The 22,988-nt window shown below is 70.0% G+C and carries 21 protein-coding genes and 1 pseudogene; 2 read left to right on the plus strand and 20 right to left on the minus strand.

Features of this window, described 5'->3' with window-relative positions; translation table 11 throughout:
- Position 1: 1 nt before the first annotated feature.
- From QP939_RS09755 to QP939_RS09830, 16 genes are all read right to left on the minus strand, one after another.
- Complete coding sequence (locus QP939_RS09755; protein WP_285456305.1) at positions 2–1,552, minus strand: NADH-quinone oxidoreductase subunit M; 1,551 nt, start codon at positions 1,550–1,552, stop codon at positions 2–4.
- Positions 1,552–3,453, minus strand: coding sequence for an NADH-quinone oxidoreductase subunit L (gene nuoL, locus QP939_RS09760; protein ID WP_285456306.1), 1,902 nt, complete (start codon positions 3,451–3,453; stop codon positions 1,552–1,554). Before nuoL ends, QP939_RS09755 begins: the two co-directional genes overlap by 1 nt.
- Before the next feature lie 11 nt (positions 3,454–3,464).
- Positions 3,465–3,764, minus strand: coding sequence for an NADH-quinone oxidoreductase subunit NuoK (gene nuoK / locus QP939_RS09765; protein WP_091303926.1), 300 nt, complete (start codon positions 3,762–3,764; stop codon positions 3,465–3,467).
- A complete protein-coding gene (locus QP939_RS09770) occupies positions 3,761–4,621 on the minus strand; it encodes an NADH-quinone oxidoreductase subunit J (protein WP_285456307.1) in 861 nt (286 codons plus the stop codon). The genes nuoK and QP939_RS09770 overlap by 4 nt, the downstream gene beginning before the upstream one ends.
- Entirely contained in the window at positions 4,618–5,142 is a 525-nt protein-coding gene (nuoI, locus tag QP939_RS09775; protein ID WP_285456308.1) for an NADH-quinone oxidoreductase subunit NuoI, read from the minus strand. Before nuoI ends, QP939_RS09770 begins: the two co-directional genes overlap by 4 nt.
- Positions 5,129–6,487 (minus strand): NADH-quinone oxidoreductase subunit NuoH, encoded by a 1,359-nt coding sequence (gene nuoH / locus QP939_RS09780; protein ID WP_285456309.1) that lies wholly within the window; start codon positions 6,485–6,487, stop codon positions 5,129–5,131. Before nuoH ends, nuoI begins: the two co-directional genes overlap by 14 nt.
- Positions 6,484–8,958 carry an NADH-quinone oxidoreductase subunit G gene (locus QP939_RS09785; protein ID WP_285456310.1) on the minus strand — a complete coding sequence of 825 codons (2,475 nt, stop codon included), beginning with the start codon at positions 8,956–8,958 and terminating at the stop codon, positions 6,484–6,486. The genes nuoH and QP939_RS09785 overlap by 4 nt, the downstream gene beginning before the upstream one ends.
- The gene (nuoF, locus tag QP939_RS09790; protein WP_285456311.1) at positions 8,955–10,235 is read right to left on the minus strand and encodes an NADH-quinone oxidoreductase subunit NuoF; all 1,281 of its coding nucleotides are present in this window, start codon (positions 10,233–10,235) and stop codon (positions 8,955–8,957) included. Before nuoF ends, QP939_RS09785 begins: the two co-directional genes overlap by 4 nt.
- Positions 10,235–11,092 (minus strand): NADH-quinone oxidoreductase subunit NuoE, encoded by an 858-nt coding sequence (gene nuoE, locus QP939_RS09795; RefSeq protein WP_285456312.1) that lies wholly within the window; start codon positions 11,090–11,092, stop codon positions 10,235–10,237. Before nuoE ends, nuoF begins: the two co-directional genes overlap by 1 nt.
- Positions 11,089–12,459, minus strand: coding sequence for an NADH-quinone oxidoreductase subunit D (locus QP939_RS09800; RefSeq protein ID WP_285456313.1), 1,371 nt, complete (start codon positions 12,457–12,459; stop codon positions 11,089–11,091). Before QP939_RS09800 ends, nuoE begins: the two co-directional genes overlap by 4 nt.
- The gene (locus tag QP939_RS09805) at positions 12,456–13,205 is read right to left on the minus strand and encodes an NADH-quinone oxidoreductase subunit C (protein WP_285456314.1); all 750 of its coding nucleotides are present in this window, start codon (positions 13,203–13,205) and stop codon (positions 12,456–12,458) included. Before QP939_RS09805 ends, QP939_RS09800 begins: the two co-directional genes overlap by 4 nt.
- Before the next feature lie 3 nt (positions 13,206–13,208).
- Positions 13,209–13,757, minus strand: a complete 549-nt coding sequence (locus tag QP939_RS09810; RefSeq protein WP_086863694.1) for a NuoB/complex I 20 kDa subunit family protein — start codon at positions 13,755–13,757, stop codon at positions 13,209–13,211.
- A gap of 4 nt (positions 13,758–13,761) precedes the next feature.
- Positions 13,762–14,181, minus strand: coding sequence for an NADH-quinone oxidoreductase subunit A (locus tag QP939_RS09815; RefSeq protein ID WP_285456315.1), 420 nt, complete (start codon positions 14,179–14,181; stop codon positions 13,762–13,764).
- A gap of 411 nt (positions 14,182–14,592) precedes the next feature.
- On the minus strand, positions 14,593–15,879 hold the full coding sequence (locus tag QP939_RS09820) for a geranylgeranyl reductase family protein (RefSeq protein WP_285456316.1): 1,287 nt from the start codon (positions 15,877–15,879) through the stop codon (positions 14,593–14,595).
- A gap of 10 nt (positions 15,880–15,889) precedes the next feature.
- On the minus strand, positions 15,890–16,579 hold the full coding sequence (locus tag QP939_RS09825) for a class I SAM-dependent methyltransferase (protein WP_285456318.1): 690 nt from the start codon (positions 16,577–16,579) through the stop codon (positions 15,890–15,892).
- A 9-nt stretch (positions 16,580–16,588) separates the two neighbouring features.
- Positions 16,589–17,188, minus strand: a complete 600-nt coding sequence (locus tag QP939_RS09830) for a DUF4386 domain-containing protein (protein WP_285456320.1) — start codon at positions 17,186–17,188, stop codon at positions 16,589–16,591.
- Positions 17,189–17,241: 53 nt separating this feature from the next.
- On the opposite strand from QP939_RS09830, the gene QP939_RS09835 reads away from it, so the two are divergent.
- Positions 17,242–17,703 (plus strand): MarR family winged helix-turn-helix transcriptional regulator, encoded by a 462-nt coding sequence (locus tag QP939_RS09835; RefSeq protein WP_285456321.1) that lies wholly within the window; start codon positions 17,242–17,244, stop codon positions 17,701–17,703.
- A gap of 42 nt (positions 17,704–17,745) precedes the next feature.
- Here QP939_RS09835 and QP939_RS09840 read toward each other — a convergent pair whose 3' ends face one another.
- Positions 17,746–18,849 (minus strand): glycosyltransferase family 4 protein, encoded by a 1,104-nt coding sequence (locus QP939_RS09840; protein ID WP_285456322.1) that lies wholly within the window; start codon positions 18,847–18,849, stop codon positions 17,746–17,748.
- 2 nt (positions 18,850–18,851) lie between these two features.
- Positions 18,852–19,922 (minus strand): glycosyltransferase family 4 protein, encoded by a 1,071-nt coding sequence (locus tag QP939_RS09845; protein ID WP_285456323.1) that lies wholly within the window; start codon positions 19,920–19,922, stop codon positions 18,852–18,854.
- A gap of 177 nt (positions 19,923–20,099) precedes the next feature.
- On the opposite strand from QP939_RS09845, the gene QP939_RS09850 reads away from it, so the two are divergent.
- Entirely contained in the window at positions 20,100–20,936 is an 837-nt protein-coding gene (locus QP939_RS09850; RefSeq protein ID WP_285456324.1) for an inositol monophosphatase family protein, read from the plus strand.
- A gap of 74 nt (positions 20,937–21,010) precedes the next feature.
- On the opposite strand, the gene QP939_RS09855 is transcribed toward QP939_RS09850, so the two are convergent.
- Both QP939_RS09855 and QP939_RS09860 read right to left on the minus strand, forming a co-directional pair.
- Positions 21,011–21,448, minus strand: coding sequence for a DUF3592 domain-containing protein (locus tag QP939_RS09855; protein ID WP_285456325.1), 438 nt, complete (start codon positions 21,446–21,448; stop codon positions 21,011–21,013).
- A gap of 22 nt (positions 21,449–21,470) precedes the next feature.
- Positions 21,471–22,983 (minus strand): annotated as a pseudogene (locus tag QP939_RS09860) (M1 family metallopeptidase).
- Positions 22,984–22,988 lie beyond the last annotated feature (5 nt).

Here is a 22,988-nt window from a genome sequence, read left to right on the forward strand (position 1 = left end):
GTTACTTGCCTCCCTGAACCGCGGACAGCGTCTGCTGCACCGTCGGGGTGACTGTGTCGAGCACCGGCTTCGGGTAGAAGCCGAGGACGAGGATCAGCACGACCAGCGGCGCCAGGATCGCGATCTCCCGGCCGTTGAGGTCGCGGATCGCCTTCTTCGCGCCCAGTTCCGGCGCGATCGCCGTGCCCGGGCCCCCGCCGACGCCCACGAGAGCGTCACCGCGGACCGGGCCCTGCATCACGCGCTGGTAGAGCCACAGGACGTACGCCGCGGCCAGGACCATGCCCACCGTGGCGAGGATCGTGTAGACCGGCTGGTCCACAAAGGACCCCAGCAGCACCAGGAACTCGGAGACGAACGAGTTGGTGCCCGGCAGCGAAAGCGTCGACAGGCCGGCGAGGAGGAACATGCCCGCCAGCAACGGCGTCACCTTCGCCATGCCGCCGTAGTCGGAGATCCGCGTCGACCCGCCGCGCGCGACGACCAGGCCGATCACCACGATCAGCATGCCGGTCGCCAGGCTGTGGTTGAGCATGTACGTCGCCGAGCCGACCATCGCCTGCTCGTTGAACGCGAAGATGCCGAGCGAGATGAAGCCGAAGTGCGCGATGGACACGTAGGCGATGAACCGCTTCATGTCCCGCTGACCGGCCGCGAGGATCGAGCCGTAAAGGACACCGACCACCGAGAGCACCAGCACCAGCGGCGCCAGGGTCTTGCTCGCCTCCGGGAACATCGGCAGGCAGTAGCGCAGGAACCCGAACGTGCCGACCTTGTCCAGCACGCCGACCAGCAGGACGGCGACGCCGATCGGCGCCTCCCCCGCCGCGTCCGGCAGCCAGGTGTGGAACGGCACCAGCGGCGCCTTGATCGCGAAGGCCAGGAAGAACCCGAGGAACAGCCAGATCTGCGTGGACAGCGGCGCATCCCGCACCACCGTCACCAGCGTGGCCCAGTCGAACGTGCCCTTGCCGAGCTTGTCCGACGCCAGCGAGTACGCCCCGATCGCCGACGCCAGCATGATCAGGCCGCCGAGGAACGAGTAGAGGAAGAACTTCACCGCCGCGTACTGCCGGTTCGCGCCGCCGTAGCCGCCGATCAGGAAGTACATCGGGATCAGCATGATCTCGAACAGCACGTAGAACAGGAAGACGTCGGTCGCGGCGAACACGCCGATCGTGAGCGCCTCCTGCAGCAGGATCAGCGACAGGAACCCGCCCGCGCTGCGGCCCGGCGGCAGCTTGTCCAGCGTGCCGAGCCCGCCGACGACGATCGGCACCAGCAGCGCGATCACCGCGATCATGATCAGCGAGATGCCGTCGGTGCCGAACGCGATGTGCACGCCGAAGCTGGGGATCCAGTCGAAGCTCGACGTCATCTGCAGGCGCGGCCCGGATGCGTCGTAGCCGATCCAGAACGGGATCACGAGCAGGAACTCGAGGATCGAGAAGCCCAGGGCGGCCAGCACCGCGGCGCGGTCGTTCCCCTTGAGGAACGCCAGCACCAGGGAGCCGGCGAGCGGCACCAGGATGAGGATGAGCAACCAGGTCATCAGGAGAACCTCACCAGCAGGAGAGCCGCCAGAAGCAGGAACGTGCCGCCCAGCATCGACAGCGCGTAGGACCGGACGAACCCGGTCTGCAGCCGCCTCAGCCGGCCGGAGCCGCCGCCGAGCCCGGCGGCGAGGCCGTTGACCGCGCCGTCGACGCCGCGGTTGTCGACGTACACCAGCGCCCGCGAGAGCCAGGTGCCCGGGCGGGCGACCAGCGTCTCGTTGAGGGCGTTGCCGTAGAGGTCCTTGCGCGCGGCGCGGGTGACGAACGAGACCCGCTGCGGCTGCTCGACCGGCACGTCACGCCGGAAGATCAGGTACGCGATCAGCACGCCCAGCACGGAGAACACGATCGCCGCGGCGGAGATCACCCCGGCGCTCAACGGCGAGTGGTGCGCTTCCTCCAGCTCGCCGACCGACGGGGTCAGCCAGTCGCTGAAGCGGTGGCCCAGCGCGAAGAACGCACCGGCGCCGACCGAGCCGACCGCCAGGACCGCCATCGGGATCCACATGACCGACTTCGACTCGTGCGGGTGGAAGTCGCGGCCGTCGGCGCTCTTGAGGTCCTTCCAGCGCTCCTTGCCGAAGAACGTCATCACCATCAGGCGGGTCATGTAGAACGCGGTGAGCCCGGCGCCGAGCAGCGCCGCGCCGCCCATCACCCAGCCGCGCCAGCCGCCCTGGCCGAACGCCGCTTCGATGATCGCGTCCTTCGTGAAGAAGCCCGACAGCGGCGGGATGCCGATCAGAGCCAGGTAGCCGAGGCCGAAGGTGACGAAGGTGATCGGCATGTGCTTGCGCAGGCCGCCGAACTTCCGCATGTCGACCTCGTCGTTCATGGCGTGCATGACCGACCCGGCCCCGAGGAACAGCCCGGCCTTGAAGAAGCCGTGCGCGACCAGGTGCATGATGCCCAGCGCGTACGCGATGGGCCCGAGGCCGACCGCCAGCATCATGTAGCCGATCTGGCTGACCGTGGAGTACGCGAGGACCTTCTTGATGTCGTCGTACGCGCAGCCAATGATGCACCCGAGCAGGAGCGTCACCGTGCCGACCAGCGTGACGATCAGGCGGCCGTCTTCGGTGGCGTTGAAGATGTCCTTGGAGCGGGCCACCAGGTAGACGCCCGCGGTCACCATCGTCGCCGCGTGGATCAGGGCCGACACCGGGGTCGGGCCCTCCATCGCGTCCGGCAGCCAGGCCTGCAGCGGGAACTGGCCGGACTTACCGCAGGCACCCAGCAGGAGCAGGATCGCCATCGCGGTGATCGCGCCCGTCGAGAACTTGCCGTCGCCGACCGCCTTGAAGACCTCGGCGTAGCCGGTCGAGCCCGCGTACTTGAACATGATGAAGATCGCCAGCGCCAGCCCGACGTCGCCGACGCGGTTCATCAGGAACGCCTTCTTCGCCGCGGTCGCGGCGGACGGGCGGCCCTGGTACCAGCCGATGAGCAGGTACGAGGCGAGACCCACGCCTTCCCAGCCGAGGTACAGCGTCACGAAGCTGTTGCCCAGCACCAGGACCAGCATCGAGGCGACGAAGAGGTTGAGGTACGCGAAGAAGCGGTACCGGCCCTCGTCGTCGGCCATGTAGCCGATCGAGTAGTAGTGGATCAGCATGCCGACGCCGGTGATGAGCAGCACGAACGTCAGCGACAGCGCGTCGATCCGGAGCCCGAAGTCGATCTGCAGCGCGCCGACCGGGATCCACGAGTACACCTTGGTGTCCACAGTGGACGACGTGTCGGCGGTGAAGAACAGGATGACGCCGTAGATGAATGCCAGGGTGACGGTGGCACAGCCGAGCAGATGCCCCCAGGCCTTCGCGCGCTTCCCTGCCAGCAGGAGGATCAGGGCGCCGAGACCGGGGAGGGCCACCAGCAGCCACGATGATGCGGTCACTCGGGGGTCTCCTAGTACTTCAGCAGGTTGGTGTCGTCGACCGAGGCCGAGCGCCGGGTGCGGAAGATGGCCATGATGATCGCCAGGCCGACCACGACCTCGGCGGCCGCGACGACCATGACGAAGAACGCCATGACCTGGCCGTCGAGCCCGCCGTTGATCCGGGCGAAGGTGACCAGCGACAGGTTCACCGCGTTGAGCATCAGCTCGATGCACATGAACACGACGATCGCGTTGCGCCGCACCAGCACGCCGACCGCGCCGAGCGCGAACAGCAGCGCCGACAGCAGCAGGTAGTACGTCGGGGTCATTCCTTCTCCCCTTCCGAAGCGCCTTCGGAACCGACCAGCGCGTGCGCGTCCGGGTGCTCGACGTCGTCGGCGACGAGCTTGCGTTCCTTCGCCAGCTCGATCGCCGAGGTCGACTCGATGATCGCCGACAGCGACTCGGGGGCGACCGAACCGTCCGGCAGCAGCGCCGGGGTGGCCACCGAGTTGGCGGTGGCGAACACACCCGGGCCGGGCAGCGGCGACGGCCGGTCGTGCTCGCCGCGGAAGCGCAGCAGCACGAGCTCCCGCTGCGACAGCTTCCCGCCCTTGGCGTGCCGGTCGGTGAAGGCCAGCACCATCGCGCCGATCGCGGCGGTGATGAGCAGCGCCGACGTCAGCTCGAACGGGAACAGGTAGTCGGTGAAGATCAGCTTGCCGAGGCCCTTGGGGCCGCCGCCCGCCGACGTCGTCGAGTCGAGCGGGGTCGCCGGGGTGACGTTCTCCAGCGCCCGGTAGATGCCGGTGGCCAGCAGCGCGGCCATCCCGATGCCGAGGACGGTGGCGGCGAGCCGCTGTCCACGGAGGACTTCGACGACCGAGTCCGAGCTTTCCCGGCCGACCAGCATCAGCACGAACAGGAACAGCATCATGATCGCGCCGGTGTAGACGATGATCTGCGTGAAGCCCAGGAACGGCGCCGACTGGATCATGTACAGCGCGCCCAGGCTCAGCATCGTCAGGACCAGCCACAGCGCCGAGTGGACGGCGTTGCGGGAGAAGATCATGCCGAGCGCGCCGAGCAGCGAGAGCGGGCCGAGGATCCAGAACGCGATCGCCTCGCCAGTGGTGACGCCCGCGGCCGCGCCGGTCGGGGCCTGGGCCAGAAGTGCGGTGATCACTTCGGAGCCTCCCCACGAGCCAGTTCGGGGCCGTTCACGTAGTAGTCCTGCTCGTTGTCGCCGAGCCGCATCGGGTGCGGCGGCTGCTCCATGCCGGGCAGCAGCGGGGCGAGCAGGTCCTCCTTCGTGTAGATCAGCCGCTGGCGGTCGTCGTCGGCCAGCTCGTAGAAGTTGATCATCGTCAGCGACCGGGTCGGGCACGCCTCGATGCAGAGGCCGCAGCCGATGCAGCGCAGGTAGTTGATCTGGTAGTCCGCGCCGTACCGCTCGCCCGGCGAGTACCGGGCCTCCTCGGTGTTGTCACCGCCCTCGACGAAGATCGCGTCCGCCGGGCACGCCCACGCGCACAGCTCGCAGCCGACGCACTTCTCGAGGCCGTCCGGGTGGCGGTTCAGCTGGTGCCGGCCGTGGTAACGCGGGGCGGCGGGCGCGCCGGCCTCCGGGTACTCCTCGGTGGCGACCTTCTTGAACATCATCCCGAAGGTGACGCCGAAGCCCTTGACGGGATCAAGAAACCCCATCTTGCGCTCCTTCCTTTGCGGTACCGACGGCCGCCGGCTTGCGGCGGGCCGCCTTCGCCTCGGCCTTGGCCAGGGCCTTCTGACGCGGGGTGGTCTGCGGGACCTTGAGGTCCAGCGGCGGGACCGGGAAACCGCCACCGGTCACCGGGATCGACTCGCTCTCTTCCTCGCGGCCCGCGGCGCGGACGTAGAAGAAGAGCGCGACGACGATGAAGATGGCGACGGCGGCGATGATGATCGACGCGGTGTTCCAGGCGATGACCTTCGCGAAGGTCACCATGACGATCCACACCAGGTTCAGCGGGACCAGGACCTTCCAGCCCAGGCGCATGAACTGGTCGTAGCGCAGGCGGGGCAGCGTGCCGCGCAGCCAGATGAACCCGAAGAGCAGGATGAACATCTTCGCGAAGAACCACAGCAGCGGCCACCAGCCGGTGTTGAGGACGTTGTTCCCGATGAGCGACAGCGGCCACGGCGCCATCCAGCCGCCGAGGAACAGCGTGGTCGCGAACGCCGAGACGATCACCATGTTGACGTACTCGGCGAGGAAGAACATCGCGAACTTCATCGAGCTGTACTCGGTGTGGAAGCCGCCGACCAGCTCCGACTCGGCCTCCGGGAGGTCGAACGGGGCGCGGTTGGTCTCGCCGACCATCGAGATCAGGTAGATCACGAAGCTCGGCACCAGGTAGAGGAACCACACCTTGTGCTGCGCGCCGACGATGTCGGCCAGGTTCAGCGACCCGGCCTGCAGGATCACCGCGACGATCGACAGGCCCATCGCGATCTCGTAGGAGATCACCTGCGCCGCGCTGCGCATGCCGCCGAGCAGCGGGTACGGCGAGCCCGACGACCAGCCGGCGAGCACGATGCCGTACACGCCGATCGAGGAGCAGGCCAGGATCACCAGCGCGCTGACCGGCAGGTCGAGCAGCTGCAGCACGGTCCGCTCGCCGAAGATCGAGACCACCGGGCCGAACGGGATGGCCGACAGCGCGATCAGCGCGGGGACCGCGGACAGCACCGGCGCGAGGAAGTACACCTTGCGGTCGGCGGTGTCCGGGATGATCTGTTCCTTGAACGGCAGCTTGAGCGCGTCCGCCAGGGACTGCAGGTAGCCGCCCGGGCCGACCCGGTTGGGGCCGGGCCGGTTCTGCATCCGGCCGACCGCCTTGCGCTCCCAGACGATCAGGAAGATCGTCAGGATGGGCCCGATCAGCAGGATGACCACGCACTTGATCAGGATCAGCCACAACGGGTCGTCCGCCAGCAGCGCCGCCCGCGTCGCCGCGTCCGGCACACTGCCCACCGGAACGTCGGTCACCTGCGTCAGCAGCGGGATCATTGCTCACCCCCAGCGAGGTTCACGACGGCGCCGTGCCCGGCGCCGAGCGTCTTGAACACGGCGGAGCCGTCGGAGTTGCCCGGCAGCCACACGACGCCGTCGGGCAGGTCCGCGATCTCCACCGGCAGCGTGATCGCGCCGCGTTCGGTGCTCACCTTGACGGTGACGCCCAGCCCTTCCGCGGTCTTCGCGGACAGCCGCGCGACCGGCGTGCGCTGAGTGCCCTTCAGGTGCGGCTCGCCGTCCTGCAGGGACCCGTTGTCGATGAGCTGGCGCCAGGTCGAGAGGACCGCCTGGCCGTCACCCGGGGCCTTGGTGGCGCCGCCGGTCGCCGCTTCGACGGGACCCCAGCGCAGCGCCGAGGCCGGGCCGAGCTTCTCGAAGTCGCCGCGCGAAGCCGCGGGCGTCTGCGTGAACAGGTCGGCGTCCATCTCGACGGCGAGGGTGTCGAGCACCCGGCAGTCCGGCAGGGCGCCGGTGCCTTCGAGGGTGACGTCGAACGGGCGGGTGCGGCCCTCCCAGTTGAGGTAGCTGCCCGCCTTCTCGTCGGACGCGGCCACCGGGAGCACGACGTCCGCGCGCTCGGTCACCGCGCTGTGGCGGAGTTCGAGGCTGACGACGAACCCGGCGTTGTCCAGCGCGCGCAGCGCGAGGTCCGGGTCCGGCAGGTCGAACGGGTCGACGCCGCCGACGACCAGACCGCCCAGCTCCTGGCTGGACGCGGCCTGCAGGATCTCCGTCACGTCGCGGCCGGGCGTGGCCGGAACCGGGACGCCCCAGGCGTTTTCGACGGCGACGCGCGCGGCGTCGTCGCCCACGCGGCGGCCACCCGGCAGGAGCGTCGGCACGCAGCCGGTCTCCAGCGCGCCCCGGTCACCGGCGCGGCGCGGGATCCACGCGAGCCGGACGCCGGTGCGCTCGACCAGGTCGTGCAGCGCCGAGAAGAGGCCGGGCACCTGGGCGGCGCGCTCGCCGACCAGGACGACGGCGCCTTCGCCGCTCAGGGCCTCGTCGAGGTCCGGCGCGTGCTTGGCGATGCCTTCGACGGCCGCGGCCTCCTGGCCGGGGACGCAGGCGAGCAGCTCGCCGAACGTCTTGCGCACCGACGACGTCGTCCACTGTCCCAAGTGGACGACCCGGGTGCGGTTCTTGCGGGCCGCCTTGCGCAGCCGCAGGAACACGATCGGGGCTTCGTCCTCGGGCTCGAAGGCGACGCACAGGACCGTGCGGGCCTTCTCGATCTCGCGGAAGGTCACGCCCGACTCCGGCGTCACGCCCACGACGTGCGAGGTCAGGAACGCCAGCTCCTCGGCCGAGTGCGGCCGGGCGCGGAAGTCGACGTCGTTGGTCTGCAAAGCGACGCGGGCGAACTTCGAGTACGCGTAGGCGTCCTCGACGGTCAGCCGGCCACCCGGCAGAACCCCGACGCCGCCGTTCGAGCGGGCCTCGGCCAGCCCGGCCGCGGCGACGCGCAACGCGTCGGTCCAGGAGGCCTCTTCCAGCTCACCGGTCGTCTTGTTCCGGACCAGCGGACGGCGGATGCGGTCCTCGGCCGTCGTGTAGCGGAAGGCGAACCGGCCCTTGTCGCAGAGCCACTCCTCGTTGACTTCCGGGTCGTCGCCGGCCAGCTTGCGCTGGACCTTGCCGCGCCGGAAGTCGGTGCGCTCGGCGCAGCCGGACGAGCAGTGCTCGCAGACGCTCGGCGAGGACACCAGGTCGAACGGCCGCGACCGGAAACGGTAGGCCGCGCTCGTCAGGGCCCCGACCGGGCAGATCTGGATCACGTTGCCGGAGAAGTAGGACTGGAACGGCTGGCCGGACGTCGTCCGGGACGCCAGGTCCAGGACGTCCGCCGTCTCCGCGGTGCCGATCTGCTGGTGGGCGCCGCGTTCGAGGAGCTCGATGAACGGGTCGCCGGCGATCTCGCGGGAGAACCGGGTGCAGCGCTGGCAGAGCACGCAGCGTTCGCGGTCCAGCAGCACCTGCGTCGAGATCGGCAGCGGCTTCGGGAACGTCCGCTTGGTGTCGACGAACCGCGACTCCGGACGCCCGTGCGCCATCGCCTGGTTCTGCAGCGGGCACTCGCCGCCCTTGTCGCAGATCGGGCAGTCCAGGGGGTGGTTGATGAGCAGCAGCTCCATCACACCCTGCTGGGCCTTGTCCGCGACCGGCGACGTCAGCTGCGTCTTGACGACCATGCCGTCGGCGACGGTCATCGTGCAGGACGCCTGCGGCTTCGGCATCGGCCGGCCGCCCATCTCGACCTCGACGAGGCACTGGCGGCAGGCGCCGGCCGGGTCGAGGAGCGGGTGGTCGCAGAACCGCGGGATGACCGTGCCGAGGCGTTCGGCCGTGCGGATGAGGAGCTCGCCCTTGGGGGCGATGACCTCTTCGCCGTCGATGACCAGCTTGACGTGGCCCTCGGGGACCGGCGTCTCGGTGGTCTCGGGCTTGTCGGGGGCGATCGTCATGCCTGCGCTCCCACCAGTTCGCGCTTGTTGCTCTCACAGAGAGCGAGGAATTCCTCGCGGAAGTACTTGATACCGCTCTGGATCGGCGACACCGCGCCGTCGCCGAGGGCGCAGAACGACCGGCCGAGGATGTTGTCGCAGACGTCGAGGAGGGTGTCGATGTCCTCCTCGGTGCCGTGTCCCTCGACCATGCGCTCGAGGATCTGCGCCAGCCAGTACGTGCCTTCGCGGCACGGCGTGCACTTGCCGCAGGACTCGTGCTCGTAGAACTGGGTCCACTTCATCACGGCCCACGGCACCGACACGGTCTCGTTGAAGACCTGGACGGCGGTGGTGCCCAGCATCGACCCGGCTTCCGCCGCGCCTTCGAAGTCCAGGGGAACGTCGAGGTGCTCGGCGGTGAACATCGGGGTGGACGAGCCGCCCGGGGTCCAGAACTTGAGCGGGATGCCGTCCTTCATGCCGCCCGCCATGTCCAGCAGCTCGCGCAGCGTGGTGCCGAGCGGGCACTCGTACTGACCGGGCTTCTCGACGTGGCCGGAGATCGAGTAGATCTTCGGGCCGGGCGACTTCTCGCGGCCCATCTCGCGGAACCAGCTCGACCCGCCGTTGACGATGAACGGCGCGCTCGCGATGGTCTCGACGTTGTTGACCGTGGTCGGCGCGGCGTAAAGACCCGCGGCGGCCGGGAACGGCGGCTTGAGCCTCGGCTGGCCACGACGTCCCTCGAGGGAGTCGAGCAACGCCGTCTCCTCGCCGCAGATGTACGCGCCCGCGCCCGCGTGGACGGTGATCTTGAGGTCGAAGCCGGAGCCGAGGATGTTCTCGCCCAGGTAGCCCGCCGCTTCGGCTTCGCGCACGGCCGCGTTGAGGCGGCGGATGCAGTGCAGCGCCTCGCCGCGGACGTAGATGAAGCAGTGGTTGGACCGCATCGCGTACGAGGCGATGATGCAGCCCTCGATGAGCGAGTGCGGGTCCGCCATCATCAGCGGGATGTCCTTGCAGGTCCCCGGCTCGCCCTCGTCGGCGTTGATGACCAGGTAGTGCGGCTTGTCGAAGTTCGGCGGCATGAACGACCACTTGATGCCCGCCGGGAAGCCCGCGCCGCCGCGGCCGCGCAGTCCGGAGTCCTTGATCAGCTGGACGAGCTGCTCCGGCGTCCCGGCGAGTGCCTTGCGGATCGCGGTGTAGCCCTCGAGGGCCTCGTACTGGCCGATCGTCCAGGAGTTCGGCGACAGCCAGCGCTTCGTGAGGACCGGGGTAATGGGATCGGCCATTACTTCTTCTCCACTTCAGGAAGCGGGACATCCTGGGCGACCGGGGCGACCCAGCCGCGCTCCTGCGCGAGCTGCGCGCCCCGCAGCGTCTCGACGGCCTGCGACGGGCCGTCGACGTCCCGGCGGTAGGCCGCTTCGTCCTCCGGGAAGAACCCGGCGAGCTGCAGCTCGGCGCCCTTGAAGTTCGTCAGCGGGGCACCGCGCGTCGGGGCCGGCTTCTTGCCCGCCTGCAACGCGTCGACCAGCGCGACGGCCTTGTCCTCGGTCTGGTTGTCGAAGTACTCGTAGTTGACCTGGATGACCGGCGCGAGGTCGCAGGCCGCGAGGCACTCGGCGTGCTCGAGGGTGATCGAGCCCGGCTCGTTCGGCGTGCCCGCGGTTTCGTTGTGCCCCAGCGGTTCCGCTTCGGAGCCGAGGTGCGTCTGGAGCCGCTTGTAGATCGCGTCGCCGCCCATGGCCGCGCACAGCGTGTTGGTGCAGACGCTCACGAGGTGCTCGCCGCACGGCTTGCGCTTGTACATGGTGTAGAACGTCGCGACCGCGCTGACCTCGGCGTCGGACAGGTCGAGCTGCTTCGCGCAGAACGCGATGCCTTCCTGGCTGACGTAGCCCTGCACGGACTGCACGAGGTGCAGCATCGGCAGCAGCGCCGAACGCGACATCGGGTAGCGCGCGATCAGCTCCTGCGCCTTGGCGTGGATGTCGGCGTCGAAGATGTCCTCGAGGGGCGTCTCCGTGATGATGCCGGCTGCGACCTCGGGGTCCGGCGCGATGGCGACGACGTCGGTGTCGGGCCCGGCCGCGGCGTACGTCGTCGCGGCGTCGTGGGGTCCCGGCTCGGGAACTGCTGTGGTCATCGGTCCACTCCCCCCATGACGGGGTCGATCGAGGCGATCGCGGCGATCACGTCCGCGACCAGGCCGCCTTCGGCCATTGCGGGCATCGACTGCAGGTTCACGAAGCTCGGTTCGCGCACGTGGACCCGCAACGGCCGGGTGCCGCCGTCGGAGACCAGGTGCGCGCCCAGCTCGCCGCGCGGCGACTCGACCGAGGTGTAGACCTGCCCGGCCGGCACCTTGAAGCCCTCGGTGACCAGCTTGAAGTGGTGGATCAGGGACTCCATCGACTGGCCCATGATCTTCTTGACGTGCTCGAGGGAGTTGCCCATGCCGTCGCTGCCGATGGACAGCTGCGCCGGCCAGGCGATCTTCTTGTCCTCGACCATGACCGGGCCCGGCTCGAGCTTCTCGAGGCACTGCTCGATGATCTTGAGGCTCTCGTGCATCTCGTGCACCCGGATCAGGTAGCGCGACCAGCAGTCGGCGCCGTTGTCCACGGGCACGTCGAAGTCGAACTCGTCGTAGCAGGAGTACGGCTCGGTCTTGCGCAGGTCCCACGGCAGGCCGGCGGACCGCAGCACCGGGCCGGTGACGCCGAGCGCGAGGCACGCGTCGACCGGCAGGTAGCCCACGCCCTTGAGCCGGTTGCGCCAGATCGGCTGACCGGTGAAGAGCTTGTCGTACAACGGAAGGCGCTTCTTCATCGTCTTGATGAATTCGGTGACCTTCTCGTGGTAGTCCGCCGGCATGTCCTGCGCGAGGCCGCCGGGGCGGATGAACGCGTGGTTCATCCGCAGGCCGGTCAGGTGCTCCAGCAGGTGCAGCACCTCTTCGCGCTCGCGGAAGCCGAGCGTCATCGCCGTGGTGGCGCCGAGCTCCATGCCGCCGGTGGCGATGTAGACCAGGTGCGAGCCGATGCGGTTGATCTCCAGCAGCATCACGCGCAGCAGCTGAGCGCGGCGTGGGGCCTCGATCTGCAGCAGCTTCTCGACGCCGAGGCAGTACGCCATCTCCGTCGAGAGCGGGGCCAGGTAGTCCATGCGCGTCACGAACGTGACGCCCTGGGTCCAGGTCCGGTACTCGCAGTTCTTCTCGATGCCGGTGTGCAGGTAGCCGATGACCGACCGCAGCTGCGTGACGGTCTCGCCCTCCATCTCCAGCACGAGCCGGAGCACGCCGTGCGTCGACGGGTGCTGCGGGCCCATGTTGATGACCATGCGCTCGTCGTGCTGGGCGTCGGCGATGACGTCGTCCCAGTCGCCGCCGGAGACCGTGTAGACGCGGCCTTCGGTGGTGTCGCGGGAATCGGCGTATTCGACGCTGTCGGAGCCTTCGGCGCTCGTGTCCGTCCCGGTGGTGACGTCGGAAAGGTTCTCGGTGCTCACGAGTACGACCTCCGCTGGTCCGGCGGCGGGATCTCCGCGCCCTTGTATTCGACCGGGATCCCGCCGAGCGGGTAGTCCTTGCGCTGGGGGTGGCCGTCCCAGTCGTCCGGCATGAGGATGCGGGTCAGAGCCGGGTGGCCGTCGAAGACGATGCCGAACATGTCCCAGGCCTCGCGCTCCTGCCAGTCCGCGGTCGGGTAGATCCCGACCAGCGAGGGCACGTGCGCGTCCTCGACGTCGAGGGTGACCTCGAGGCGGATCCGGCGCCGGTAGGTCAGCGACGTGAAGTGGTAGACCGCGTGCAGCCGCTGCGGGACGTCGACGCCGTAGTCCACACCGGACACCGAGGACAGCAGCTCGAAGCGGAGCCCGCCGTCGTCGCGCAGCACCTTCGCGATCGCGGGCAGCTGCTCGCGGGCGACGTAGAAGGTGATCTCGCCGCGGTCGACCGTCGTCTGCAGGATCGACTCGGCGGGGATCTTGTTCTCCGCCAGCGCCGCGTAGAACTCGTCGGCGAACTGGTCGAACCAGCCACCGTACGGGCGCTCGGCGGGCGCGGGGCTGTAGGCCGGGAGCCGGACGCCGCCGTAGCCGGAGGTGTCGCCGGTGCCGTGGACGCCGAACATGCCCTGGCGTTCGCGGCCCGTGACGACCGGTTCGGCGGGGCGGGTGCCCTGGGGCTCGAGGCCGCCTTCGGGACGGTCGGCGCTGGACTGCTCGCCGCCGGTCTCAGGAGTTTCAGTCATCGTTTACTTCTTCGCGTACTTGATCGACGACGCGACGAGCTCGGTGCGGGCCCCGCTGGCGGCGCGGATGGCGGCGCGGCGGGCGTTGATCGGCTCGTCCTGGATCTTGGCGTGCAGCTTGAGGATCGCGTCCAGCAGCATCTCCGGCCGCGGCGGGCAGCCGGGCAGGTACATGTCGACCGGCACGATGTGGTCGACGCCCTGGACCACGGCGTAGTTGTTGAACATGCCGCCGGAGGAGGCGCAGACGCCCATGGCGAGCACCCACTTGGGCTCGGCCATCTGGTCGTAGATCTGGCGCAGGACCGGGGCCATCTTCTGCGTGACGCGCCCGGCGACGATCATCAGGTCGGCCTGCCGCGGCGTCGCGCTGAAGCGCTCCATGCCGAAGCGGGCGATGTCGTAGCGGGAACCGCCGACGGTCATCATCTCGATCGCGCAGCAGGCGAGCCCGAAGGTGGCCGGCCACATCGAGTTCTTCCGCGCCCAGTTGACGAGACCTTCGAGGCTGGCCAGCAGGATGCCGTTGGGGAGTTTCTCTTCGAGGCCCATGGGTCTAGTTCCAATCCAGGCCGCCGCGCCGCCACACGTAGGCGTACGCGAAGCCGACCGTCGCGATGAACAGCAGGATCTCCACCAGGCCGAACGTGCCCAGCGCGTTCGCCTGCACGGCGAACGGGTAGAGGAAGACCATCTCGATGTCGAACAGGATGAACAGCATCGCGGTGATGTAGTAGGCCACCGGCATCCGCCCGGCGCCGACGAGCGGCTGCGGGGACGGTTCGATGCCGCACTCGTAGGCGGCGAGCTTGGCCTTGTTGTACCGGCTCGGGCCGACGAGCGGGCCCAGCAGGACCGACAGCGTGGCGAAAGCGAGCGCCAGGACGAACAAGATCACGATGGGCAGGTAGGGCTTCAGGCTGGGGGCTTCTTGCGCCAGCTGCACCGTGTCGGTTCGGGTCAGCAACGTCAGCACGGGTCTTCGCCATCCTTTCCGCGCCGATGCGGTTGTGCTTGTGGTGGGAACCGCTTGGCCTCGTCGGCACCCTAAGGGACCTGGGTCACACCGCCGAGGGTCAGGGTCTCCTTACGGCCCGTGGCTGCTTGTGAAATAGTTCACAAGCCACTCGTCGTGGATGTGAAGGGATTCACAAAGCATGGGGGGAGTCTAGGACGCGACTCACACTCTTGTCCCTAGGGCCCCGTGTTATAAGGGTCGCCTAACTTTTCCCGCCATCGTTGTCACAGGTCGATGACGGCCCGCGCGCGACCTGCGCGAAGACCGTTCAAGATCGCTTGACGGCCGGACATTTGGGACGTCGGCGTGTGAGCTATCCCACTGACCGCACGGCCAACTTGCTAGGCCACTCGTGTGTCCGCGCGCGCGTCAGCGCGGGCTCGGCGTCGCCTTGGCGAGGGCCGAGATCAGGCGGTCGACGCCGTCGCCACCCTTGGCGTCGTAGCAGCCCGACAGGCCCTTGTAGACCAGCGGCAACAGCTTGTTGATGCGCAGGCCGTACTTGGTGCACGCGTGCATGATCTTCGGCTTGCCGATGATCTTCGCGAAGACGTTGCCGAGCGCGTAGTAGCCGCCCATCAGCTCGCCGACCGCGCGCGGGTAGGCCTCCAAGGCACGCTCGCGCGAAGGCCCTTCACGCCGCGCCAGCGCCTGCACGACGACCTCCGCGGCGATCTGCGCGGACTCCATCGCGGCCGAGATGCCCTCGCCGTTGAACGGGCTGACCATGCCGCCCGCGTCGCCGAGCAGCAGGAGGCCGTCGCGGTAGTGCGGAGTGCGGTTGAAGCCCATCGGGAGACCGGCGCCGCCGACCTTGCCGATCGCGTTCTCCTCGCGGTAGCCCCACTCCTCCGGCGTCCCGTCGAGCCACTGGCGCAGCAGCGCGCGGTAGTCGGTGTTCCGGAACGACGCCGACGTCGAGAGCATGCCGAGGCCGACGTTCACCGTGCCGTCGCCGAGCGGGAACGCCCAGCCGTAGCCCGGCAGCAGCTTCGGGTCGCGCGGGTCGGAGCGGTCCCACAGCTCGAGGTGGCCCTCGATGAACGGGTCGTCATGGCGCGGGCTCTTGTAGTACTGGCGCACGGCGACGCCCATCGGACGCTTCTCGTTCTTCTGGATGCCGACGCTCAGCGCGAGCCGCGCGGAGACGCCGTCGCAGGCCAGGACGAGCGGCGCGCGGTAGTGCACCGGCGTCTTCTCCGGGCCGACCTTCGCCTCGACGCCGACCACGCGCCCGGCCGGGCTGGTGGTCGCGCCGGTGACCGTGGTGCGCTCGTACAGCCGCGCACCCGCCTTCACGGCGAGCTTCGCGAGGAGGTCGTCGAAGTCGTGGCGGGTGCGGGAAACGCCGTAGGGCGGGTAGCTCGTGAGGTCCGGCCAGTCCAGCTCGAGCGTCAGGTCGCCGGTGAGGATCCGCAGGCCGCGGCTGTGCACCCAGCCCGCGTCCTCGCTGGTGTCGATGCCCAGGTCGATCAGCTGCTTGACGCCGCGTGGCGTGAGGCCGTCGCCGCAGACCTTCTCGCGGGGGAATTCGGTCTTCTCCAGCAGCAGGACGTCGACGCCCGCGCGCGCCAAGTACGTGGCCACGGTGGACCCAGCTGGTCCGGCGCCGACGACAATGACCTCGGCGTCTTGATCTGCGGTGCGTCGCGTCATAGGCGCGAGTTTATTCAGGCTTGCGGGCTCGGTGGATCGCCACGACGCCGAATGTGAGGTTCAACCACTCGACGTCGGTCCAGCCCGCGCTCGCGATGATCTCGCCGAGCGTCCGCTGGTCCGGCCAGGTGAGCATGGATTCGGCCAGGTACTGGTAGGCCTCGGGGTTCGACGACGTGCGGCTGCCGACCCAGGTCAGCAGCTTGAGCATGAACCGGCGGTGGATGAACCGGATGGGCGCGAACGGCGGTGTCGAGACCTCGCAGATCACCAGCCGCCCGCCCGGCTTGACCACGCGGGCGATCTCGGTGAGCGCGGCCTTGGTGTCGACGAAGTTCCGCAGCGCCAGCGAGATCGTCACGGCGTCGAAGCTCTCGTCGGCGAACGGCAGGTTCAGCGCGTCCGCCGCGACCATCGGGACGTTGCGGTGCAGCCCGGCGCGGAGCATGCCGAACGAGAAGTCCGCGGCCAGGCACCAGGCGCCACCGCGGGCGTACTCGACGGTGGACACCCCGGTGCCGGCGGCGAGGTCCAGGACCTTCTCGCCGCGGCGGGCGTCGAGCACGCGGGCGGTGGTGGTCCGCCAGCGCCGGTCGAAACCGAAGGTCATGAACGAGTTCGCCCGGTCGTACCCGGACGCGACGCCGTCGAACATCGCGGCGACTTCGTGCGGGTCCTTGTCCAGGCTTGCGCGTGACATGGCTCGAATCTAAACAGCCGGGCGAAGCCCGTCCATTGAGGGTGGCGGCGGGGCGGGGTCCGGGTAGTCCCGTGGTTTGACGAAGGTCGCCAGGACCAACCAGATCAGCCCGCCGAAGCGCCCGACCGGGATCAGCGGGTACAGCACGTCGGTCAGCATGCTGAAGGCCGAAAGCCCGGCCAGCGCGGCAATCACGTAGCCGGTGATCTCCAGCCACTTGGGTGTCGTCGGGGCTGCCGCCGCGATCAGCAACGCGAGCGGCACGGTGAACCCGAAGGCCCCTGCCGCGAACGCCAGCGAGGTCAACGGACGGGCGAGGTCGGTGTTCTGCACGGCCGTCCAGGTGGCGAGACCGCTCAGCAGCAGGCTGCCCGAGGCGAGCAGACCGCCCGCGTAGCCGAGCGACGGCGGTCTCGCGACGGCGGTCCACGCCGCCAGCGACAGCCCGGCGCCGAAGACGACGAGCGCCAGCAGCTGGACGAGCCCCTGGTGGGTGGCGTAGTAGGCGGTGACTTCGGCGGCGGACGAGTCCGGCCGCGTCCCGGTGGCGCCGAGGACTCCCCCGGCGATGGTCAGCAGTCCGTAGGCGGTGATCGCGATTCGTTTCATGCCATAAACGATTACACTCGCGTAATCGATTGTCAACGGCTATGGTTCTGACCATGAACGGTTTCGGCTCCGCGTTCCTCCTCGCCCAGGTCGGCGCCCACGCGGCCCAGCGGTTCGCCGAGCGGATCGGCGAGCTGGACCTCACCCCGGCGCAGGTCGGCCTCCTGCGGCTGGTGGCGACGCGGCCGGGCCAGAGCCAGCAGGCGATCGCGGCCCAGCTCGGCACCCAGCCGACCCGCCTGGTCGCGCTGGTGGACGGCCTGGAGAAGCGCGGCGTGCTCGAGCGCCACCGCAACCCCGAGGACCGCCGCCTTTACGCGTTGCAGCTGACCGACGACGGCCGCGAGCTGATGAGCCGCATCGCCATCGAGGCGGTGGCCCACGAGCGCGCGCTGACGGCGGCGCTGTCGAACGACGAACGCGGCGTCCTGCGCGAACTGCTGACCAAGATCGCCGACGAGCAAGGCCTCCAGCCCGGCGTGCACCCCGGCTACGCAGGTGGTCGCCTGTCGTGAGTGTTTAGGGCGGTTCTAACAGCCCTAAACACTCACGACGGGTCAGCGGAAGGTGGCCAGCATCCCGGCGACCGCGCGCGGCCAGGTGAACTCCTCCGCCCGCGCCCGGGCCGCCGCGCGGCGCAGGTCCTCGGGACTCTCCAGGAGGTTCGTCACTGCGGAGGCGAACGCGGGCGCGTGGTCGTCCACGGCCGCCCCGCACCCCGGCCGCACGATCTCCCGCAGCGCCGACGACGCCGACACCACCACGGGAGTACCCGAGGCGAGGGCTTCGAGAGCGGCGAGCCCGAACGTCTCGTGCGGCCCCGGCGCGAGCGACACGTCCGCGCTCGCCAGCAGCCGCGCGACGTCGCCGCGGCCCGACAGGAACCCCAGGAACGTCACCGGCAGGCCGCGCGCCCGGCGCTCGAGAGCGCGCCGTCGCGGCCCGTCGCCCGCCACGACCAGCCGCACCTTCGCGCCCGCCTCGGTCAGCGAGGCGACCGTGTCCACACTGCGCTCAACGTGTTTCTCGGGCGACAGACGTCCACAGTGGACGAGCAGGGCGTCGGCTCCCCCGGCGAGGTCGGTGCGCCAGCCGTCGTCGCGCATGGCGGGCCGGAACGTCGCGAGGTCGACGCCGAGTGGCACGCGGCGGACGTTCGGCGCCGCGATCCGGTCGAACTCCGCGCGGGCGAACGCCGTCGTGCAGACGACCGTGTCGTAGTTCGCCGCCATCCGGCGGTTCGCGGCGTCGGCGACGCGGCGCGCGACCGGTTCCGGCAGCAGGAACTGCTCGAGCAGGCGGTCGAGGCGCTCGTGGGAGATGACCGTGCTGGGGACGCCGTGGCGCCGCGCCCAGCCGCCCATCCCGCGCAGCGTCAGCCGGTCCGACACCTCCAGCCGGTCGGGTTCGAGTCTGCGCAGCACCGCGCGGACGCGGTGCGGGTCGACGGCCCGGTAGCCGCCGGTTCCCGGGATTTTGGGTGCCGGTAAGGAAAATCGGCGCACGCCGGTCGACAGGACTTCTTCGGCGTAGCGCGTGCCGGGCACGACGAGCGTCACCTCGTGCCCGCTCGCGACGTAGCCCGCGCCGAGGTGGTGCAGTGCCGTGCGCAGCCCGCCCGAGCGCGGCCCGTAGAAGTTGGCGAGCTGGACGATGTGCATGGTCAGGCCGCGCGGGCGGCCCGGCCCCGCACGGCTTCGTAGTGCCCCATCAGTTCCCGGCAGACGGCGGGCCAGGTGCGGCCCAGCACGACCTTCCGCGCCTTCTCGCCCAGTCGCGCCCGCAGTGCGGGATCGCGCAGCGCGTCGACCTTCTCCACGAGCGCCGCTGCGTAGCCGTCGCGGTCGGCGGGCAGCAGGTAGCCGGTGCGGCCGGGCAGGACGAGGTCCTTCGGGCCGCCCGCGTCCGGCGCGAGCACCGGCAGGCCGGACGCCATCGCCTCCTGCACCGCCTGGCAAAACGTCTCGTGCGGGCCCGTGTGGACGAAGAGGTCGAAGCTCGCGTACGCCGCCGACAGCTCGTCGCCGTACTTCGCGCCGAGGAAAGCCGCGTCCGGCAGCTGCTCGCGAAGCGCGGGCAGTTCGGGGCCGTCGCCGACGACGACCACGCGGATGCCCGGCCGTCCGGCGAGCGCGGCCAGCCGGTCGACCTCCTTCTCCGGGGCGAGCCGCCCGACGAACCCGACGAGCAGCTCGCCGTTCGGCGCGAGCTCGGCGCGCAGGCGTGCGTCGGCGTGCTCCGGGGAGAACCGGTCGATGTCGACGCCGCGGGCCCACCGGTGCACGCGCGGGACGCCGTGCAGCTCCAGCTGCTCGACGGAGTCGCTGGAGGGGGCGAGGGTCCGGTCGGCGCGCGAGTGCAGCCGCCGCACCCAGCGCCACGCGGCCCGCGCGCCGATGCCGAAGCCGTACGCGGCGGCGAACCCGGCGATGTCGGTCTGGTAGACGGCGATCGACGGGACGCGCAGTCTCCGCGCGGCGGCGAGCCCGCGCGCGCCGACGACGAACGGCGACGCGAGGTGCACGACGTCCGGGCCGAACGCGGTGAGCGCGGTCAGCACCGTGCGCGTGGGCAGGCCGATCGGGAGGGAGCTGACCCCGGGGACGTCGAGCGCGGGGATCCGGACCACGGGGGCGCCGCGGTAGGAGTCCGGGCCGGGACCGGGGGCGATGATCAGCACGTCGTGGGCGCGTTCGCGCAGGTGCTCGACGACCCGGAGGACGGAGTTGGTCACGCCGTTCACCTGGGGCAGGAAACTTTCGGTGACTATGGCGACTCGCACGTCTTGGACGATCGCACCCGATACTGGCGCTCGTGTGACGCGGCGGCCAACGCTTCCGGAACAGATCGGCTACGACATGTCATCTCAAGGTCGTGTCCCGTAAACCAGCGGGGCCCAGACTAAGCAGGCATGACCCTCTTGTCCTCCCGGCCGCCGCGGCCCGTCGAGCCCGGCCTGCTGTCGAGGGCGCTCGAAGTGGCCGGGCGGCTGGCCAACGACGCCACCGACGTGATCACCGCGACCGCCGGCCGCGGCGCCCACCCGTCGACGCTGGACTCGCCGTTCGACTGGGTCACCGACACCGACCGCATCCTCGAGCGGCACACGCGCCGCGTGCTGACCGCTGAGTTCCCCGGCATCCCGGTGGTGGGCCACGAGTTCGGCGCGGACCACGGCGCGGACGTCGCGGAGTACCGCTGGGTGGTGGATTCGGTCGACGGCACGGCGAACTACGTGGCCGGGGTGCCGTGGTGCGCGTACAGCCTGGCGTTGGTGGACGTCGCGGGACCGGTGGTGGGGGTGGTCGCCGACCCGTACCGAGCCCAGATCTACGCGGCGGCGCGCGGCCGGGGGGCGCGGGCCAACGGCAAGCCGGTCAAGCTGGCGGACCGCTGCGTGACGGCGGGAGCGCTGGTCTGCACGGAGTTCGCGAGGCGCGGCCCGTGGCCGGGAATGGGCGGCTTCATCGAGCGCGCGGCGGCGGCGCACACAGGGGTCCGGGTGCTGGGGTCGGCGGCGTTGTCGATCGCGCAGGTGGCGCTGGGCCACGCGGCCGCGGCGGTGCTGCACAGCTACCACGAGTGGGACGTGGCGGGGTCGGTGGCGATGGCCATCGAGGCGGGCGCGGTGGTGCTGGACCGGCATGGGGAGGACACGGCGTTGCCGACGGACGGGCTGCTGGTGGCGGCCCCGGGCGTGGCGGACGAGGTCCTGGGCTGGTGGCAGGAGACGGCCCACGCGGGCTGAAGGGGACTTTCCTGGCATCTCATGAGCTGAAGGGCGCTTTCATCGCATCAGATGCGATGAACGTCCCCTTCAGCTCAGGCCGGGACCTTCGTGCGCTTGTTCTGCCGCCGGATCCACCACAGCAAAGGCCCGGCCACCAGCCACGTGAACACGATGAAGCTCCCCAGCGGCAGCAGCGTCAACGTCGCCGAGCGGCCCGCCACCCGCGCCAGCTCCGGGTCCGTCGCGTCGTACTCGATGCGGACCAGCTGGCCCGCCGCCAGGCCGTCCGGGTACAGGACTCCGTTCGCCGGGCTGTGGACGATTCCGTCCGGGGTCTCGAAGTGGATGATCGTGCGGTCGAACGCCACCGAATCCACCGTCGCCGTCGCCGTGCCCATTTGGGCCGAGATCGCGCCGTCGTTGCGGATCGCCGCGAACAGCAGGCACACGCACATCACGGTGAGGAGCGAGGCGACGCCGAGGGTGGTCCACCACCCGACGCGCCTCGCCCGCTCACCTCTCGTGCTCACGCCGCGAGCGTAGCGGTCCCGGTCAGCCCGCGTGTCCGGCGGCGAGAATCCGGTGGTTCTCCTGGATCTGGTCGTACGACCGCGGCTTCACCGAAGCCGCGCGAGCCACGAACGAGGCCACCCCGTTCGGGCCCACGGACGGCTTGCCCGCCGTGTACAGCCACGTCTGGAACAGGTCGTGCAGCGGCTTGCCCGAGATCTTCTCCGCCAGCGCGATGAACTCGAGGATCCGTCCGTGCGACCCGCCCTTCTGGGCCTGCCACGTCTTCAGGATGGTGAAGAACGCGTCGTCGCCGACGGCGGTCCGCAACGCCTGGAGCGTCAGCGCGCCCCGGTCGTAGACCGCGTTGTCGAACTGGTTCTCCGCGCCCGGGTCGGCCGGGACGACCTTCCACAGGTCGCCGTCGGCCGGGTTCGAGTCGTACGTGTACTGCGCCAGCTCGGCGACCGTGCCCTCGCCCTCGTGCTCCGACCACAGCCACTCCGCGTACGACGCGAAGCCCTCGTTCAGCCAGATGTCGCTCCAGCGGCCGAGCGACACGTCGTCGCCGAACCACTGGTGGGCGTTCTCGTGCGCGATCAGGGTCGTGTTCGAGCCCGCGCGGAAGTTGCGCGCCCCGTACGTCGGGCGGGTCTGGTTCTCCAGGGAGAAGCCGATTCCGCTCGTCACGACGCCGCCCTCGGCTTCGAACGGGTACGGCCCGAACTGGGACGCCAGGAACTCGTCGATCTCCGGCGTCCGCTCGACGCTCGCCTTCGCCGCGTACAGCGAGTCGCCGAGGTCGGCGCCGTACGCCGTGATGAACGGCTTGCCGTCGGGCGTCGTCGACTCCACGACCTCGTACTTGCCGACGATGAACGACGTCAGGTACGTCGCCTGCGGGTGCGTGCTCCGCCACTGCCAGCGCGTCCAGCCCGCGCGGCTCTTCGTCTTGCGCACCAAGGTCCCGTTGGAGATGGCCGCGTTGTCGTCCGGCGCCTCGATGGAGACGTCGTAGGTCGCCTTGTCGGTCGGGTGGTCGTTGGCCGGGAACCACCACGCCGAGCTTCTGCGGCTCGTCGATGCCGAGCGCGCCGAAGGAGCCCTTCTTCCACGCGTTGATGCCGTCCACCGTCTCGGTCGAAGGCGTGTCCGAGTACGCGACGACGACGGTCGCGGTCTGGCCCTTGAGCAGCGGCTGCGCCGGGGTGACGACGAGCTCGCCGTTGCCGGTCTGGTTCGTGAACGCCGCCGGGCGGTTGTTCACGCGCACGCTCGACGCCTTGAGCGCGAAGTCGAGGTCGAACCGCGAGAGGTCCTGCGTCGCGGTGAGCAGGAGCGTCGTCGTCCCGGCGAGCACGTCCGTCGCGGGCTGGTAGGTCAGGCGGATGTCGTAGTGCAGCACGTCCGTGCCGCCGTTGCCGGCGTTCGGGTAGTACGAATCACCGACGCCGGGCGCACCGGGCGTGGGGGCCGCACTGGCGGTACCGGCGAGCAGCACCGAGGCGACCCCGGCCGCGAGCACACCGAGGCCGGTGCGAGTTCTTGCACGCATTCGAA

Origin of the sequence: Amycolatopsis nalaikhensis, from assembly GCF_030264295.1 — a bacterium.
Taxonomy (GTDB): domain Bacteria; phylum Actinomycetota; class Actinomycetes; order Mycobacteriales; family Pseudonocardiaceae; genus Amycolatopsis; species Amycolatopsis nalaikhensis.